The sequence below is a fragment of the Vibrio antiquarius genome, from assembly GCF_000024825.1.
GTDB classification, from domain to species: Bacteria; Pseudomonadota; Gammaproteobacteria; order Enterobacterales; family Vibrionaceae; genus Vibrio; species Vibrio diabolicus.
This window is the reverse complement of record NC_013456.1, coordinates 2,325,708-2,341,895: the sequence shown is the minus strand read 5'-3', so window position 1 is coordinate 2,341,895 and position 16,188 is coordinate 2,325,708. Positions and strand designations below refer to the sequence as shown.

General features: G+C 45.5%; 12 protein-coding genes. 5 read left to right on the top strand and 7 right to left on the bottom strand.

The annotated features are described in order from the left end of the window. The first annotated feature begins 65 nt into the window (after positions 1-65). On the top strand, positions 66-3,101 hold the full coding sequence (gene ydiJ, locus VEA_RS10920) for a D-2-hydroxyglutarate dehydrogenase YdiJ (RefSeq protein ID WP_012841912.1): 3,036 nt from the start codon (positions 66-68) through the stop codon (positions 3,099-3,101). Between the two features lie 73 nt (positions 3,102-3,174). Further along, the gene (locus VEA_RS10915; RefSeq protein WP_041852969.1) at positions 3,175-3,636 is read left to right on the top strand and encodes a methyltransferase family protein; all 462 of its coding nucleotides are present in this window, start codon (positions 3,175-3,177) and stop codon (positions 3,634-3,636) included. Between the two features lie 110 nt (positions 3,637-3,746). Here the strand turns inward: VEA_RS10915 and VEA_RS10910 are convergent, their stop codons facing one another. The 6 genes from VEA_RS10910 to hutC all read right to left on the bottom strand — a co-directional run bounded on the left by VEA_RS10910 (position 3,747) and on the right by hutC (position 11,227). Next, positions 3,747-4,472, bottom strand: coding sequence for a DUF3581 domain-containing protein (locus tag VEA_RS10910; RefSeq protein ID WP_005395883.1), 726 nt, complete (start codon positions 4,470-4,472; stop codon positions 3,747-3,749). A 337-nt stretch (positions 4,473-4,809) separates the two neighbouring features. Beyond that, on the bottom strand, positions 4,810-6,345 hold the full coding sequence (hutH, locus tag VEA_RS10905) for a histidine ammonia-lyase (protein WP_012841910.1): 1,536 nt from the start codon (positions 6,343-6,345) through the stop codon (positions 4,810-4,812). Between the two features lie 11 nt (positions 6,346-6,356). Further along, the gene (gene hutU, locus VEA_RS10900; RefSeq protein ID WP_012841909.1) at positions 6,357-8,054 is read right to left on the bottom strand and encodes a urocanate hydratase; all 1,698 of its coding nucleotides are present in this window, start codon (positions 8,052-8,054) and stop codon (positions 6,357-6,359) included. A 73-nt stretch (positions 8,055-8,127) separates the two neighbouring features. Continuing rightward, positions 8,128-9,138: a formimidoylglutamase gene (hutG, locus tag VEA_RS10895; RefSeq protein WP_012841908.1), complete on the bottom strand. Its 1,011-nt coding sequence runs from the start codon at positions 9,136-9,138 to the stop codon at positions 8,128-8,130. Between the two features lies 1 nt (position 9,139). Then, positions 9,140-10,390 carry an imidazolonepropionase gene (gene hutI, locus VEA_RS10890; protein ID WP_006743324.1) on the bottom strand — a complete coding sequence of 417 codons (1,251 nt, stop codon included), beginning with the start codon at positions 10,388-10,390 and terminating at the stop codon, positions 9,140-9,142. 129 nt (positions 10,391-10,519) lie between these two features. After that, complete coding sequence (hutC, locus tag VEA_RS10885; RefSeq protein WP_006743323.1) at positions 10,520-11,227, bottom strand: histidine utilization repressor; 708 nt, start codon at positions 11,225-11,227, stop codon at positions 10,520-10,522. Positions 11,228-11,474: 247 nt separating this feature from the next. On the opposite strand from hutC, the gene VEA_RS10880 reads away from it, so the two are divergent. Next, positions 11,475-12,218 carry a sporulation protein gene (locus tag VEA_RS10880; RefSeq protein WP_006743322.1) on the top strand — a complete coding sequence of 248 codons (744 nt, stop codon included), beginning with the start codon at positions 11,475-11,477 and terminating at the stop codon, positions 12,216-12,218. Between the two features lie 6 nt (positions 12,219-12,224). Here VEA_RS10880 and VEA_RS10875 read toward each other — a convergent pair whose 3' ends face one another. After that, complete coding sequence (locus tag VEA_RS10875; RefSeq protein WP_006743321.1) at positions 12,225-13,202, bottom strand: DUF3187 family protein; 978 nt, start codon at positions 13,200-13,202, stop codon at positions 12,225-12,227. Between the two features lie 423 nt (positions 13,203-13,625). Here VEA_RS10875 and thrS point away from each other — a divergent pair, with 423 nt between their 5' ends. Further along, entirely contained in the window at positions 13,626-15,554 is a 1,929-nt protein-coding gene (gene thrS, locus VEA_RS10870; protein ID WP_005395892.1) for a threonine--tRNA ligase, read from the top strand. A gap of 3 nt (positions 15,555-15,557) precedes the next feature. Continuing rightward, positions 15,558-16,109 carry a translation initiation factor IF-3 gene (infC, locus tag VEA_RS10865; RefSeq protein WP_074191168.1) on the top strand — a complete coding sequence of 184 codons (552 nt, stop codon included), beginning with the start codon at positions 15,558-15,560 and terminating at the stop codon, positions 16,107-16,109. Positions 16,110-16,188 lie beyond the last annotated feature (79 nt).

Sequence of the window (16,188 nt, the reverse complement as noted above, 5' to 3'; positions counted from 1 at the left end):
TAAGTGAGCAAATAATTACATAACCCGCAGCTGATCGGATTCAGCGTCGTAGGGGCAGGAAGCAAATGTTACCAAGATTACACTCGCAAACTGATGTTGATCCTCTTGTTCTTAGTTTTCTGAAAGAGCTTGAGCACGCCGGATTCACTGGTGATATCGAAAGCCAATATTCAAGCCGACTAGCGGTTGCCACTGACAACAGTGTTTACCAGCAACTTCCTCAGTCTGTCGTTCATCCCAAAACGACAGAAGATGTTTCTCTCCTCGGGAAACTGAGCAATAAAGAAAAGTACGAACGAATTACCTTTTCACCTCGTGGTGGCGGCACAGGGACCAATGGTCAGTCGCTAACCAAAGGTATTGTGGTGGATATGTCTCGCCACATGAACAAAGTGCTTGAGATTAATGAGAAAGAAGGCTGGGTTCGTGTACAAACTGGTGTAGTGAAAGACCAGTTAAATGATGCGGTTCGCCCTTACGGTTACTTCTTCTCTCCAGACTTATCTACCAGTAACCGTGCCACGATTGGCGGAATGGTCAACACCGATGCTTCTGGTCAAGGATCTCTGAAATACGGAAAAACATCCGATCATGTATTGTCGCTACAAGCGGTGTTTGCTGATGGTTCAGTTTTAGAGTCGGACTTGTCTCATGGTTACCCAAAAGAGGGCGAGTTTGCTGCCAAGGCGCTACGAGTAACGGAATCCGTATGTCGTGAAAAACGCCAGCAGATCGTGGATAAATTTCCTCCTCTCAACCGATTCCTAACGGGCTATGACTTAAAGAACGCGCTAGATGAAGACGATGATCGTTTCGATATCACACGAGTGCTGTGTGGCGCGGAAGGTTCATTGGCATTTATTACTGAAGCGAAGCTAAACCTGACGCCAATTCCGAAAGCACGTACTTTGGTTAACGTTAAATACAACAGTTTTGACTCTGCGCTGCGTAATGCACCGTTTATGGTCGAAGCGAAAGCGCTATCTGTAGAAACCGTTGACTCGAAAGTACTTAATCTCGCGAAGCAAGATATCGTCTGGCACACCGTGAGTGATTTGCTTACCGATGTTCCAAACAAAGAGATGCTTGGCATCAATATGGTGGAATACGCAGGTCAGGACGAAGAGGAAGTTGCTGCGCAGGTTGCAGCGTTGACCGCCAAGCTCGATACCATGTTGGAAACAGAAGAAGCGGGCATCATCGGCTACCAGGTTTGTAACGATGTAGCGAGCATTGGGCGTATTTACAACATGCGTAAAAAAGCGGTGGGTTTGTTAGGCGCAGCAAAAGGTCGTGCTAAACCGGTCGCATTCGCTGAAGATACCTGTGTGCCACCAGAAAACCTGGCAGACTTCATTGTAGAGTTTCGAGAGCTGTTAGACAGCAAGTCTCTGAATTACGGCATGTTTGGCCACGTCGATGCCGGGGTGCTTCACGTACGTCCTGCGTTGGATTTGTGTGACCCGCACCAAGAAGCATTGATGCACGAAGTTTCTGATGAAGTGGTTAAGCTGGTGGCGAAATACGGCGGTTTGATGTGGGGTGAGCATGGCAAAGGTTTCCGCTCAGAATATGGCCCTGAGTTTTTCGGCGACGAGTTGTTTACTGAGCTGAGACGTGTGAAAGCGGCATTCGATCCACACAACAAAATGAACCCGGGCAAAATCTGTACGCCACTTGATAGCGATGCAGAGTTGGTAAAAGTAACCGACACCAAACGTGGTTACTATGACCGCCAAATTGACGTACAAGTGCGTGACAGCTTTAAGCAAGCGATGGAATGTAACGGTAACGGTTTGTGTTTTAACTACGATACCAGCTCACCGATGTGTCCATCGATGAAAGTGACGGCCGATCGTCGTCACTCGCCAAAAGGGCGTGCTGGCTTGGTTCGCGAGTGGTTGCGTCAGCTTACTGAGCAAGGCATTGATATTCTTGACTTAGAAAAGCAAACACTAGAAAACAAAACATCAATCAAAACCATGATTGACCGCGTACGTCATTCTATCAATCGTCGTCACGAATACGATTTCTCCCACGAAGTGTATGAAGCGATGAATGGTTGTTTAGCATGTAAAGCGTGTGCGAGCCAGTGTCCGATTAAAGTCGATGTTCCGAGCTTCCGCTCACGCTTTTTAAACATTTATCACTCTCGTTACCAACGTCCAGCAAAAGATTATCTGGTTGCGAACATAGAGACTATGCTGCCGATGATGGCGAAAGCGCCAGGTGTCGTAAACGGTGTTTTGAAGCAGTCGTGGGTCAAGAGCTTAACGGCTTCAGCAGTTGGGTATGTCGATGCGCCGTTGTTATCAGTACCTACATTGAAACAACGAGTAGAGTCGCTGACAACGCCTTATGATCTGCAAGCGCTCAGCGGTTTGTCTTCGTCTGAAAAGAGCAAGCATGTTTTAATTGTTCAAGACCCATTCACTAGCTACTACGACGCCGATGTTGTAGAAGACTTCGTTAAATTATTGAAAAAGCTGGGCATGCATCCGGTGCTTCTGCCATTTAAGCCGAATGGTAAAGCACAACACATTAAAGGGTTTTTACGTCAGTTTAAGGATACAGCAGCCGATACTGCGAAGTTTTTGGCGATGGTAGCGGATCTGGATATTCCTTTAGTTGGTGTCGATCCTGCGTTGGTGTTGTGTTATCGAGATGAATACGCTGAAGTACTTGGCAGTAAGCGAGGTGATTTCGATGTACTAACGGCCCACGAATGGCTTTACCCAAGACTAGAAGCGTTTGAAAGCGGAGAGCATAACGCGCAGGAACCTTGGTATCTGTTTGCGCACTGTACTGAAAAAACCAAAATGCCGAATGCGGAAAAAGAGTGGGGCGCTATTTTTGCTCACTTTGGTGCGGTTTTAAATACTGTACCGGTTGGTTGTTGTGGTATGGCGGGTACGTTTGGTCACGAGGTCGATAAGTTGTCGATGTCGAAAGACATTTACAATTTAAGCTGGAAGCCAAGCTTAGATAAGTTAGATAACGAGAGATGTTTGATTACTGGCTACTCTTGCCGCAGCCAAGTGAAACGCTTTGAAGGAACAAAGCCCAAACATCCCGTTCAGGCGCTGTTAACTTTGATATAATCACATCAAATTAAGCCCAGTTTTACTGGGCTTTTTTAGAAGTCACATACAACAATTTCAAAGGATATGAATCTTGAGAAAACTTGAACTCAAAGTCCCACCTGTTGCGGTGTTTTTGTTGGTCATACTACTCATGTATGGACTGACAGTTCTGGTGCCGAGCCTGAATATTAGTGTGCCCTTTGTCGAGGTTGTGGTTGGCGGGTTAACTTTGCTCTCTGGTTATATGGGCATTGCTGGTGTGTATGAATTCCATAAAGTAAAAACGACGGTTAACCCTGTAAAGCCTGACACGGCCTCTTCCGTGGTGAGAACTGGCGTATTTTCTTTTTCGCGCAACCCGATGTATATGGCGCTACTGCTTCTAATCATTGCAATTGGTTTGTGGTGGCAGCACTTGAGTGTGGTGCTTTGTAGCGTCGTATTTGTCAGTTATATAAATCGATTTCAAATCAAGCCAGAGGAACGTGTTCTAGAGCGATTGTTTGGTGAAGAGTATGTGGATTACAAAAACCACGTCCGCCGCTGGATCTAAGCATTGCGTTTAGTTTTATTTGGATGAGACATAAAAAGAAAGCCCAACGATCGACGTTGGGCTTTCTTTTAGTAAACACGTTTTTTGAGCGCTTCTGATAGGGCAGTCGATTAGGCTGCCTTAACGAACTTTGCTAGGAATGCATCTTTACGTTCATTGAAACGGCGTACAAGGTCATCAACCGCTTCTTGGTCATATGGTTTCAAGCCGCTTGCAACCATGCGCTTGATGCCTTTGCCAACAACTTCACCGTCTTCTTTGAACGCAAAGTTTAAGGTGACTACCCCACGTTTGCCTTCCACGTCGAACGTTGCGCCAGTGAAATCCACTTCAGGATGCGTAAGGTCTAAGCGTGAAAATTCAACTTCCATGCTTTCATAAATAACTAATGGACGTTGGCAGTTGATCATCATTTGCTTCTCTTCCATAAGAGGAACCATGATGTGAGGGAAGTTCATGCCAGAGAATTGCACGTAATTTGTTACGACATGCTCAATAAATGCGGGATCGTGATTAGTCTCACCTTCACGGGACATGTGTAAGTATTCTTTACCTGCCTCGTCAACAACGGCGCTTTCTTTTTCACACTTATTTTCAATATGAAGTGCTACACCATCGTTTACCATGCCAGAGAAGTTAAAACGCATCTTTTGGCTGACGCCTTCTTTACTAAGAAGCACTGCGAAAAGTAAGTCCCCAGGGACACAAAAGCGTTTGTTGTCTTCATCGTGGATTGGGTTATAGTCACCTGCGACACGTTTTGCAAAGTGGCTTGCTTGTTCGCGAGTGAACTGAAACTGGTGATTAGTGTTTGAAAAATAAGGTGTTAGAAACATAATTTTTACGTAGTAACCAAAACTGTGTGGGATTATATGCGAATATCTGCGTAGCAATGGTCCATCCAGTGAAAACTTCACCGTATCCTAACAATAAGACACTATTTCGGCGGATAAATCGTTAAAAACGCATACTTTAGCAACGCTTTTATTTGTGAAAGCAATAAACAGCGACTTTATTACGTCGGCTATTTTTAAAAGTATAGCAATAACAATATGCAAGTGTTCATAAAGATCGCTGGGAATACGTTTAATGAGGAGATAAAAAAGCTCCACGCGAAACGTGGAGCCTTCAAGTTATCATCCGGTTTTTAGGTTAAGTGCTAGTAATGCTGGATTACTGAACACTTGGTAACAGGCTCTCTGGCATGAGCGTGTTGTGAATAGCCAGCTTAAGCAGAGTATTGGCCTGTTCAATGTCCGGCGCAAAGTAGCGATCTTTATCGTAGAACGATACTTTTTCACGCAACATCTGTTTGGCAATCTCGATACGCTCAGAGGACTTGTTTGGTGCTCTAAAGTCTAGGCCTTGTGCTGCTGATAGGTATTCGACCGCTAGAATACCGCGAGTGTTTTCGCCCATTTCTTTCAGTCTGCGAGCCGCGAATGTTGCCATTGACACGTGATCTTCTTGGTTTGCTGATGTTGGCAAGCTGTCTACTGACGCTGGGTGAGCGAGCGTTTTGTTTTCGCTTGCTAGCGCAGCAGAGGTGACTTGGGCAATCATGAAACCAGAGTTCACACCACCATTATCAACTAAGAACGGTGGTAATTTTGATAATGCGCTATCGATAAGCAATGCCATACGACGTTCAGACAGGCTGCCGATCTCAGCAATCGCCAGTGCTAGGTTGTCAGCTGCCATTGCAACAGGCTCAGCGTGGAAGTTACCGCCAGAGATGATGTCGTCATCTTCAGCAAACACCAACGGGTTATCTGATACGGAGTTCGCTTCTACTTGCAATACTTCGGCGGCGTTGCGGATTTGCTGCAAACACGCCCCCATTACTTGAGGTTGACAGCGCAAAGAATACGGGTCTTGCACTTTTTCACAGTTAGTATGCGAATCACCAATGTCACTTGATGTATCCAATAGATGACGATAGGCCAGTGCAGCGTCCATTTGGCTGCGATGACCACGTACACGATGAATGCGCGGATCGAATGGACGTCGGCTGCCGAGAGCGGCTTCGACAGACATTGCCCCACATACTGTAGCCGAAGCGAAAAGATCTTCCGCGATAAACAGACCTTCTAATGCGAACGCTGTTGATGCCTGGGTACCATTTAGCAGCGCTAAACCTTCTTTCGGCGCCAGAGTTATGGGTTCTAGACCTGCGATTTTTAACGCTTCTTGCCCAGAAATGATATTACCGTTGTGACGAGCTTGTCCTTCACCTAGTAATACTGTGCTCATGTGGGCCAGAGGAGCTAAGTCACCTGATGCGCCAACAGAGCCCTTTTTAGGTACACAAGGGTAAACTTGTGCGTTAACTAGGTCGGTCAACATATTAATGACTTTTAGGCGAATCCCAGAAAAACCACGAGACAGACTATTGATTTTCAATACCATCATCAGACGAACCGTTTCGTCTGACATAAACTCACCGATGCCTGCTGCATGAGAAAGAACGATACTGCGTTGCAGTGTTTCTAAATCTTCCGGGGCTATTCGTGTGTTAGCCAATAGACCAAAACCAGTGTTAATTCCGTAAACCGTTCGATCTTCCGCGATGACACGATCCACGACTTGCGTGCTTTCTTCAATGGCCGGAATGGCTTCAGGATCCAAAGTAAGGTTGACTGGTGAACGGCTCACTTGGCGTAGTTCGTTTAAGCTAATATGACCTGGCTTTAGCGTTAAATTTAACATCTCTTTCATCCTTACTTGAGCTTCTTCAGTTCTTCGTTGAGCATTGGCAAATCTAGCCCTTGCTCTGCTGCACATTGTTTAGCAATATCGTATCCCGCATCAGCATGACGCATCACGCCTGTTGCTGGGTCGTTATGCAGCACGCGGGCAATACGTTTTGAGGCATCTTCACTGCCGTCACAGCAGATAACCATACCTGAGTGTTGCGAGAAGCCCATACCTACGCCACCACCGTGGTGCAGTGAAACCCAAGTTGCGCCGCCCGACGTATTGAGTAGTGCGTTTAATAGTGGCCAGTCTGATACGGCGTCAGAACCGTCCATCATGCCTTCTGTTTCTCGGTTCGGGCTTGCAACGGAGCCAGAGTCTAAGTGGTCACGACCAATGACAACAGGCGCCTTAAGTTCGCCATTTTTCACCATTTCGTTGAATGCTTGACCAAGACGCTCACGATCTTTAAGACCAACCCAGCAAATACGTGCAGGTAAACCTTGGAACTGAATGCGCTCGCGCGCCATATCTAGCCAGTTATGTAAGTGCGGATTATCTGGAATTAGCTCTTTTACTTTTTGGTCGGTTTTATAGATGTCCTCAGGATCGCCAGAGAGAGCAGCCCAACGGAAAGGACCGATACCTTCGCAGAATAGAGGGCGAATGTAGGCTGGAACAAAGCCAGGGAAATCAAATGCGTTTTCTACGCCTTCTTCCAGAGCCATTTGGCGGATGTTGTTACCGTAGTCGAGTGTTGCGGCGCCGCGATTTTGCAGTTCTAACATGGCTTGAACTTGCACTGCCATGGATTTTTTCGCTGCTTTAACAACCATTGCTTCATCTTGCAAACGCATTTCTGCAGCGTGAGACATGCTCCAGCCTTGTGGTAAGTAGCCATTGAGCGGGTCGTGTGCAGATGTTTGGTCTGTTACTACATCAGGCGTGATATTACGTTCTACCAACTCAGAGAAAACGTCTGCTGCATTACCTAGTAGACCAACTGATACTGGTGTGTCTGATTCTTTGATGATAGCAAGCGCTTCATCTAAAGATGTCGCTTTCTTATCGACATAGCCTGTACGTAGGCGGTAATCGATACGCGATTCATCACACTCTACCGCAATCATGGAGAAGCCCGCCATCGTACCAGCTAGAGGCTGAGCACCACCCATACCACCAAGACCGCCAGTTAGAATCCATCGGCCTTTTGCTTCGCCGTCAAAGTGCTTTTTCGCAACAGATACGAATGTTTCGTATGTGCCTTGGACGATGCCTTGTGAGCCAATGTATATCCAGCTGCCAGCGGTCATTTGGCCGTACATCATCAAGCCTTGTTTATCGAGCTCGTTGAAGTGTTCCCAGTTTGCCCAATGAGGAACGAGGTTTGAGTTTGCGATAAGCACGCGTGGGGCGTTTTTATGGGTAGGGAAAACACCAACAGGCTTGCCTGATTGAACTAAAAGCGTTTGGTCATCTTCGAGTCTTTCAAGTACTTCAACAATCTTGTCGTAACATTCCCAGTTTCGTGCCGCACGGCCAATGCCGCCATATACAACCAGCGAATGTGGATGTTCTGCAACATCAGGATCGAGGTTGTTCATCAGCATACGAAGAGGGGCTTCGGTTAGCCAAGATTTTGCGCGCAGTTTATCTCCGTGAGGTGCACGAATTGTTCTGCTTGTATCAAGTCGTGGATCTTGTCCCTGGCGCTGTGTCATTTCAGACTCCTTTAGTTTCTCGTGATGACCAAGTACTTGCTTGGTCGTAATAATAAGTGGCATCTAGGATGCGTTATGGTTTGTGTTGCTTTTCCGCCATCGCGTTGGCGATATCCCAACACAAACGGGCAGCTAAGCGTGCAGTTTGACTATCGACGTCATAATTAGGGTTGTATTCGGCGATATCAGCCAGCATGAGCTTATTTTTGTAATGAAGAATTCGATCTAAAAAGGGTGCAATAGTGTCGTAACTCACTCCCCGAGCCGCAGGGGCGCTGACCCCGGGTGCGGTTGCCGCAGGAAATACATCCAGATCAATGGTCAAATAGAGGTAATCACAGTCGTCAATAAAATGTTGAAGCTGAGTTAAGTGATAACTGTGGTTTAGGTAACAAAGCTGATTGTCTTCTACATACCAAACATTTAACGCATCTGCTTTTTCAAACAGCGCTTTAGTGTTGCTACTGCGGCTTACGCCAATGCAAGCGTAATGAAAGTCCCAATCATTGCGTTGGCAAAAATGATGAATTTGGTTGAAGGGAGTGCCAGAGCTTGGTTTGATGTCGGCGATGCTGCTCTCGAATGCGCGTAAATCGAAATGCGCATCGAAATTTATGATACCGATTTTAGGCTTCTTCTCTGGATAGTGCGCTTTAAAATACTCCGCTAAGCCGGAAAACGAGGCCCACGCAATCTCATGCCCGCCACCTAACACGATGACAGGCGTATGAGGTAGTGCGCTTGAAATGGTTGCCGCACATAGAGATTGGCTCTCTTCCAGTAAGTCGTCTTCGCACACCACGGTGCCTAAGTCATATAGTGGGACGTCTTGGTGCCATGCTAAATTAGCGAGTGCTCGTCGGATTAAGTCTGGCGCTTTTTTCGCGCCAATGCGTCCTTTGTTTCTCGCTACGCCAGCATCCGTAGCAAAACCCAGTAATGAGACGCCACTTGCAACGGCCCCCAACTCATCTGCTTTCTGGCGTTGAACCACGTGATGAATTCGCTGACCAAGTTTGCCGTCCTCGGCATCATGACGGCCTTGCCAATGAAATAGGGGAGAGTGTAAGTCGAATTGAGACATATTATTGGCCTCCGTGTGAAACGTATTCACCATTTACTATACGACCTACCAGACGTTTTGCTCCGACTTGATAGCTTAAATCTGCAGGGCTTTCGATATCCCAGATAGAGAAGTCCGCATCAAACCCTACTTTGATGGTGCCACGTGAGTTTTGATAACCCAGAGCTTTGGCTGCATGTTGCGTTACACCACGCAGCGCTTCTTGCGGTGTAAGGCGAAATAGTGTGCACGCCATATTCAGCATGAGTGTGAGATCAGAAAACGGTGATGTACCTGGGTTGACGTCCGTAGCAATTGCCATCGGCACGTTATGCTCTCTCAACAACTCAATCGGTGGTAACTGAGTTTCTCTTAGAAAATAAAAAGCGCCAGGCAATAGAGTGGCGACAGTGTTTGAGCGAGCAAGTGCTTTAACACCTTGCTCATCTAAAAACTCGATGTGATCCGCTGACAGACCGTTGTATTGCGCAGTGAGGGCTGTACCACCGAGATTCGAAAGTTGCTCTGTATGCCCTTTAACCTTTAAGCCGTGGCGTTTTGCAGCTACAAACACTTTTTCTGTTTGTTCAAGATTGAAACCAATCGATTCACAAAAAACATCGACACTCGTGGCTAATTCTTCCTTTGCGACAACAGGGATTATGTCCTGACAAATGTGCTCAATATAGTCATCTGCACGGCCTTGGAACTCAGGCGGAATGGCGTGAGCGGCAAGAAGTGTAGTGGTGATTTTAACTTTGCGCTCTTGTTCAAGCATTTTGGCTGCACGGAGCATTTTTACTTCGTCATTCAGTGTCAATCCGTAGCCTGATTTCACTTCGACAGAAGTGACGCCGCTCGCGAGTAGCCCGTCTAAACGTGGCAACGCTAACTCAACTAATTGCGCTTCGGTTGCTGAACGCGTCGCATGCACCGTTGAAAGTATCCCACCGCCTTGTTTGGAAATTTCTTGATATGGCACGCCGTTTAAGCGCATTTCAAATTCGTTGGCACGATTGCCCGCATAAATAAGATGAGTGTGGCAGTCGATCAAACCTGGCAGAACTAACTTGCCTTGAAGGTCGATACTCTGAGCGTAATGTTGGGTAGACAGCAGAGACTCGGTTTGCGGTTCGTCTTCACCAATTGCACAGGTGCTGATCGCAACGATTTTTCCAGATTGAATGCCAATACGAGCAGGAGACGTTGGCAGATAACCGCGCTCTCCCGACTGCATGGTGACCAGACGTGCGTTTTCAATCAGCAAATCCATTTTTGTGTTCCTGTGTTTATTTGTATTATTAAATGTATATACAAATAAATAGAGCAAAATAAGAACACTGACAAGATTGATGTTGCTAAAATGTGATCAAAACGTAGATTTAGAGGACCGATCTTGTCATTAAATGAGCACTTTTGAGCTCAGCTTATATTTGTTACCAGGGTGATAAAGTAGGGCGGTACTGACTAACTTATCTTGGCTCCACGTTCTGCGATTCAAGAGAAGGCAAGGCTCATTGGCTTGCATTTTTAAGTCTTGTTTAATACGGCCGTCAGGCACAATTGCCTCTACGGTATGTTCAATAGCGCTGAGTGGGCAATTATCTGACAGGTATTGATTCGGAGTGATTTGTGTGAAGTCTTGATTTAAATAACTCGGGGCATATTGGCTGTTCACCCAGCGGAGTTCCAATTGAATAGGCGTTTGGTCTTCATAGTGAATGATTTCACTGTAAAACACCGTTGTGCCAAGCATGACGCCGAGTTTTGTCGCAATGCTGTCATCTGCTTTTATGGCAACTTGTTTGAGCACTTTACTGCTATATTGTCGCCCTCGGTCGCTGACTTCTTCGGCAATGTTTCGAATGTCTAACAGAGGAGATTCTGACTTTTCACCAGGATCACACACAAACGTACCTAAGCGTGGGCGACGTTGTAATCGGCCCTCATTAACTAAGTCCCGAATTGCTTTGTTCACTGTCATTCTACTGACACCAAATTGCTCGGTAAGCTCAATCTCTGTGGCGATACGATGACCAACTATCCACTCTCCAGCATCAATTTTATCGAGGATAAATTGTTTGATTTGAATGTAGAGTGGTGCAGACATAATGATTCCCTTTTATTTGACTATACAAATACTGCTTAATTTAGGTACAAATTGCAAACATTTCTCGACGAATGCACCACTTAGTGACAGAACAATCCTATTGTGGGGCTGAATGATTCTTGCTGTTGAGCATTATTTGGATTGATGATGGAATTCGAACATTTTCTTGTGGTCTATTGCTTGCAGAGTATAAAGCAATTGTGTAAACAAACGATTATGAGAAGAAAAGTCGCTAAAAAGGAAAAACATGTTTAAAAAATTGAAAGCATCACTGGGGATCGGTTCTGCAAAAGTAGATACGATTTTAGACGAAATGAGCGTGTTTCAAGGAGAGACGCTGAAAGGGCATGTTCATATCAAAGGCGGAGACGTCGAACAACAAATTGATGCTATTACGATTAAATTGAACACAGAGATGAAAGTTGAAGTGGATGATAGCGTAAGTTACCAAACGTTCACTATTGATCAGCTGAAGGCGGTAGACCCCTTTGTGATTCAACCTAATGAAGAGAAGCAGGTTCCGTTTGAGCTAAAACTGCATGATGAAACTCCAATTACTGCGGTTAGCGCACTTACAAATCAATGCCATGTTTGGGTTGAAACGACGTTAGATATTGATTTTGCGATTGACCCGCGTGACCGTGACTATATTGAAGTGAAACCACTACCAGTAGCATCTCGCGTTATTCAAGCGATCGAGCAAGCTGGTTTCACTATGGTTAAAGCCGATGTTGAAAAAGGCTTTTTGCGCGGTGGCTCGTTTGCTTCTCGCTCTGGAATTTATCAAGAGCTAGAGTTCCGCAATAATGGTTTTATCTCATCAAAAGAAATTGAGCTTTCTTTTATTCTGGAAGGGCAGGTCATGCATTGTTTGGCGGAGATTGACCGTTCGCTCAGCTTGGCTGGTGACCAATATCGCTCGTTTACATTGCCGATCAATGCAACTGATGCTCAAGTCGCTGCCGCGGTCGCACCAACGCTAAATCTATAGTTCTCATCAACTTGATGAGAATATGTACCGATATCCTATTGTGAAAGCGATATCGGTACTGTTATCCATGTTTCGTGCGTTCTCTACGGCTAAAAACTCAAGCGCGGAGTTTTCCATTAGATATCGATAGCCTAATACCAGTTCATTAGAGGCATCAGCAAACTCTGCGGGTCCTTCTGTTGAGCCTTGATACCAATGGTATTCAAACATCAGGTGGTGGTGATCTTCCAACGCATAACGGTACCCAGCTGCAACGGCAATCGTATTATGCCGATAGGGTAGATCCAGTAAGGCGCGATCATCTGAGCGAAAAGTTATGCCAACCATCGAGTAAAATGCATGGGCGTCACTCAAATAACTGTAATTTACTTGGAAACCTTGCTCGAAATTACTGCCTTGAAAAGTCCCGTGAGCAACATCATTAAAATATAAGCTGCCACCAATAGATAGGCCGTGATGTTCATTCTGAAACACTTGATATTGCAAATAAGTAGATAAGTTATTGGCAAGCGTTTGTCCTTCGAAATCATCTTCTAGCACATCATATTGCGGCATTGAAATGTAAAAACGATCTCTGTCTACTTTGTCTCGGCCATTCTGTCCGATACCGAAAAGGTTATGGAAGCTTTTAGTCAGTCCATCTAAATGGTTATCAGCGGCAAAAACCCACCGATAATTGAGTTCCCATTGCCAACGGCTATTGATTTGCCACTTGCTGCCAATTTCGATTTGGTTGTGGTAATAATCCAGTGCGTATTCATCAGTATGAGCCCAAACACTAGCCACGGTTCCTGAGCCATAGGTTTCGACAAAGTCAGAGGGAAGGCTATGTCCTGAGCGCAGTATATTGGTATGGCTAACCACTTGCATCGGAGATTGTGCGTAAGAACGTAGCGGCCCATACAGGTCATCTGATGCCATGGCTGGTACACAGCATATCGAAATGCTTAGAAGCCCCATAAAGCGCGATTTGAAATAGATCATGATGAACACCTACATGCAAACTACTCAATAAAACAACTATATACCTAAATTGCACTTTGAGGTGGAACTAGGTGTGCTGGGTCCTGTGTTAGTTAATATGTATTAGGAACTATTATACCAGTTGTGTATTCAAGTTCTATTGGGAGGGGGGAACTCTGTTTACAAGTGATGTGAGCCCTTAAGAAGAATCATCAGATTGTTGCCACGAGTTGTTGCCACGAGGGTTGAGGTTAAGTTCTTATGATAAAACAAAATCGCGCTTTGCAATCTAAATGTGAGCTAGGTACAATCCCACTTTCGATAACGGTCCGGTATTCGTGTTACCGAGAGGCCTTTATTGACTCTCAACTATTTTCAACAAATAGCTTCTAATTTGAATAACATGTGTTGCTTGGTGTGCAACACCACTGTAAAGGACATAGCATGCCTATTATTACTCTTCCTGACGGCAGTCAGCGTCAATTTGACAACCCAGTTTCTACTATGGAAGTTGCGCAATCGATCGGTCCTGGTCTTGCAAAAGCAACGATCGCTGGTCGTGTAAACGGTAACCGCGTTGATGCGTGTGACCTAATTGAAGAAGACGCAAGCCTTGAAATCATCACCGTAAAAGATGAAGTAGACGGTCTAGAAATAGTTCGTCACTCTTGTGCTCACCTTCTTGGTCACGCTCTTAAGCAGCTTTACCCACAAGCTAAAATGGCGATTGGTCCAACCATCGACAACGGCTTCTACTACGATATCGACCTAGATGAGTCTCTAACGCAAGAAGATCTTGAAAAGATTGAAAAGCGTATGAAAGAGCTAGCGAAAACCAAGTACGAAGTTGTTAAGAAAAAAGTAAGCTGGCAGGAAGCGCGTGATACGTTTGAATCACGTGGCGAACCATACAAAGTGGAAATCCTAGACGAAAACGTATCTCGTGATGATCGTCCAGGTCTTTACCACCATGAAGAATACATCGACATGTGTCGTGGTCCTCACGTTCCTAACATGAGCTTCTGTCAACACTTCACCCTATTGAATGTGGCAGGTGCTTACTGGCGTGGTAACAGCGACAATAAAATGCTTCAACGTATCTACGGTACGGCTTTCCACGATAAGAAAGCACTGAAAGCGCATCTAACTCGCCTAGAAGAAGCAGCGAAGCGTGACCACCGTAAGATTGGTAAGCAACTAGACCTATTCCACATGCAGCAAGAAGCACCGGGTATGGTGTTCTGGCACCACAATGGTTGGTCTATTTTCCGTGATCTGGAAGTATTCATCCGCGCTAAGCTAGATGAGTACGGTTACCAAGAAGTAAAAGGTCCGCTAATGATGGACCGTGTTCTTTGGGAACGCTCAGGACACTGGGATAAATACGCTGATGCAATGTTCACAACTTCTTCTGAGAACCGTGAATACGCGATTAAGCCAATGAACTGTCCAGGTCACGTACAGATCTTTAACCAAGGTCTAAAATCGTACCGCGACCTACCGCTACGTATGGCTGAGTTCGGCTCATGTCACCGTAACGAACCATCTGGTGCACTACACGGCATTATGCGTGTACGTGGCTTTACTCAGGATGATGCTCACATTTTCTGTACTGAGAGCCAAATCCAAGAAGAAGTAACAAACTGCATCAAGATGGTGTACGATACGTACCAAACATTTGGTTTCGATAACATCGTAGTGAAACTGTCTACTCGTCCAGAGAAACGTGTAGGTTCAGATGAAATCTGGGATCAATCTGAAGAAGCATTGAAGCAGTCTCTTGAATCGATGGATATCCCATACGAAATTCAAGAAGGTGAGGGTGCGTTCTACGGTCCTAAGATTGAATTCACACTATACGATTGTCTAGACCGCGCTTGGCAGTGTGGTACTGTCCAGCTAGACTTCAACCTACCAGGTCGCCTAGGCGCTACTTATGTAGGTGAAAATAACGAACGTCTTGTACCGGTAATGATTCACCGTGCGATTCTAGGTTCACTAGAGCGCTTCATCGGTATCCTTATCGAAGAATATGCTGGTTTCTTCCCAACTTGGTTGGCGCCAGAACAAGCAGTTCTTATGAACATTACTGATAAACAGTCAGGTTATGTTCAAGAAATAGTACAAAAACTACAAAAAAGTGGAATTAGAGCTAAAGCGGACTTGAGAAATGAGAAGATTGGCTTTAAAATCCGCGAACATACTTTGAAGCGTGTACCGTATATGCTTGTTGTTGGTGACCAAGAAATGGAAGCTGGCGAAATTGCAGTACGTACTCGTAAAGGTAAAGATCTTGGTAAATTTAAAGTGGATGATTTTATTGCATACATCCAAGACGAGATCTCTAGCCGTAAGCTCAATCTGGAGGAATAAGCTATTAAAGGCGGAAGACGTGGCCAACAGCCGGTAAAACAAAACCCGCACCGTATCAACGGTGAAATTCGTGGTATTCGTGAAGTTCGACTAACAGGCGCTGACGGTGAATCAGTTGGTGTTGTATCGATTCAAGAAGCCATTGCAGCTGCTGAAGAAGCTGGTATGGATCTCGTTGAGATCAGTCCTAACGCCGAGCCACCTGTTTGTCGTGTGATGGACTATGGTAAGTTCCTCTTCGAGAAGAGCAAAACTGCTAAAGAGCAGAAGAAGAAGCAAAAGCAGGTCCAGATCAAGGAAGTAAAATTCCGTCCTGGAACTGATATTGGAGACTATCAGGTAAAACTACGCAACCTGACGCGTTTCCTTGAAGAAGGCAACAAAGTGAAGGTAACAATTCGCTTCCGTGGCCGAGAGATGGCACACCAAGACATCGGTGTTGACGTTCTAAATCGTCTTAAGGAAGATACTGCAGAACTTGCTGTAGTTGAATCTTTCCCTAAGAAGATTGAAGGTCGCCAGATGATCATGGTGCTAGCCCCTAAAAAGAAGTAATTAACGGCTCATCAAGTAATTAAAACCTAGCCGCTTTCCTTTCGATAAAGGCATAACGGCTGGGTTTTGTTCGCCCTAA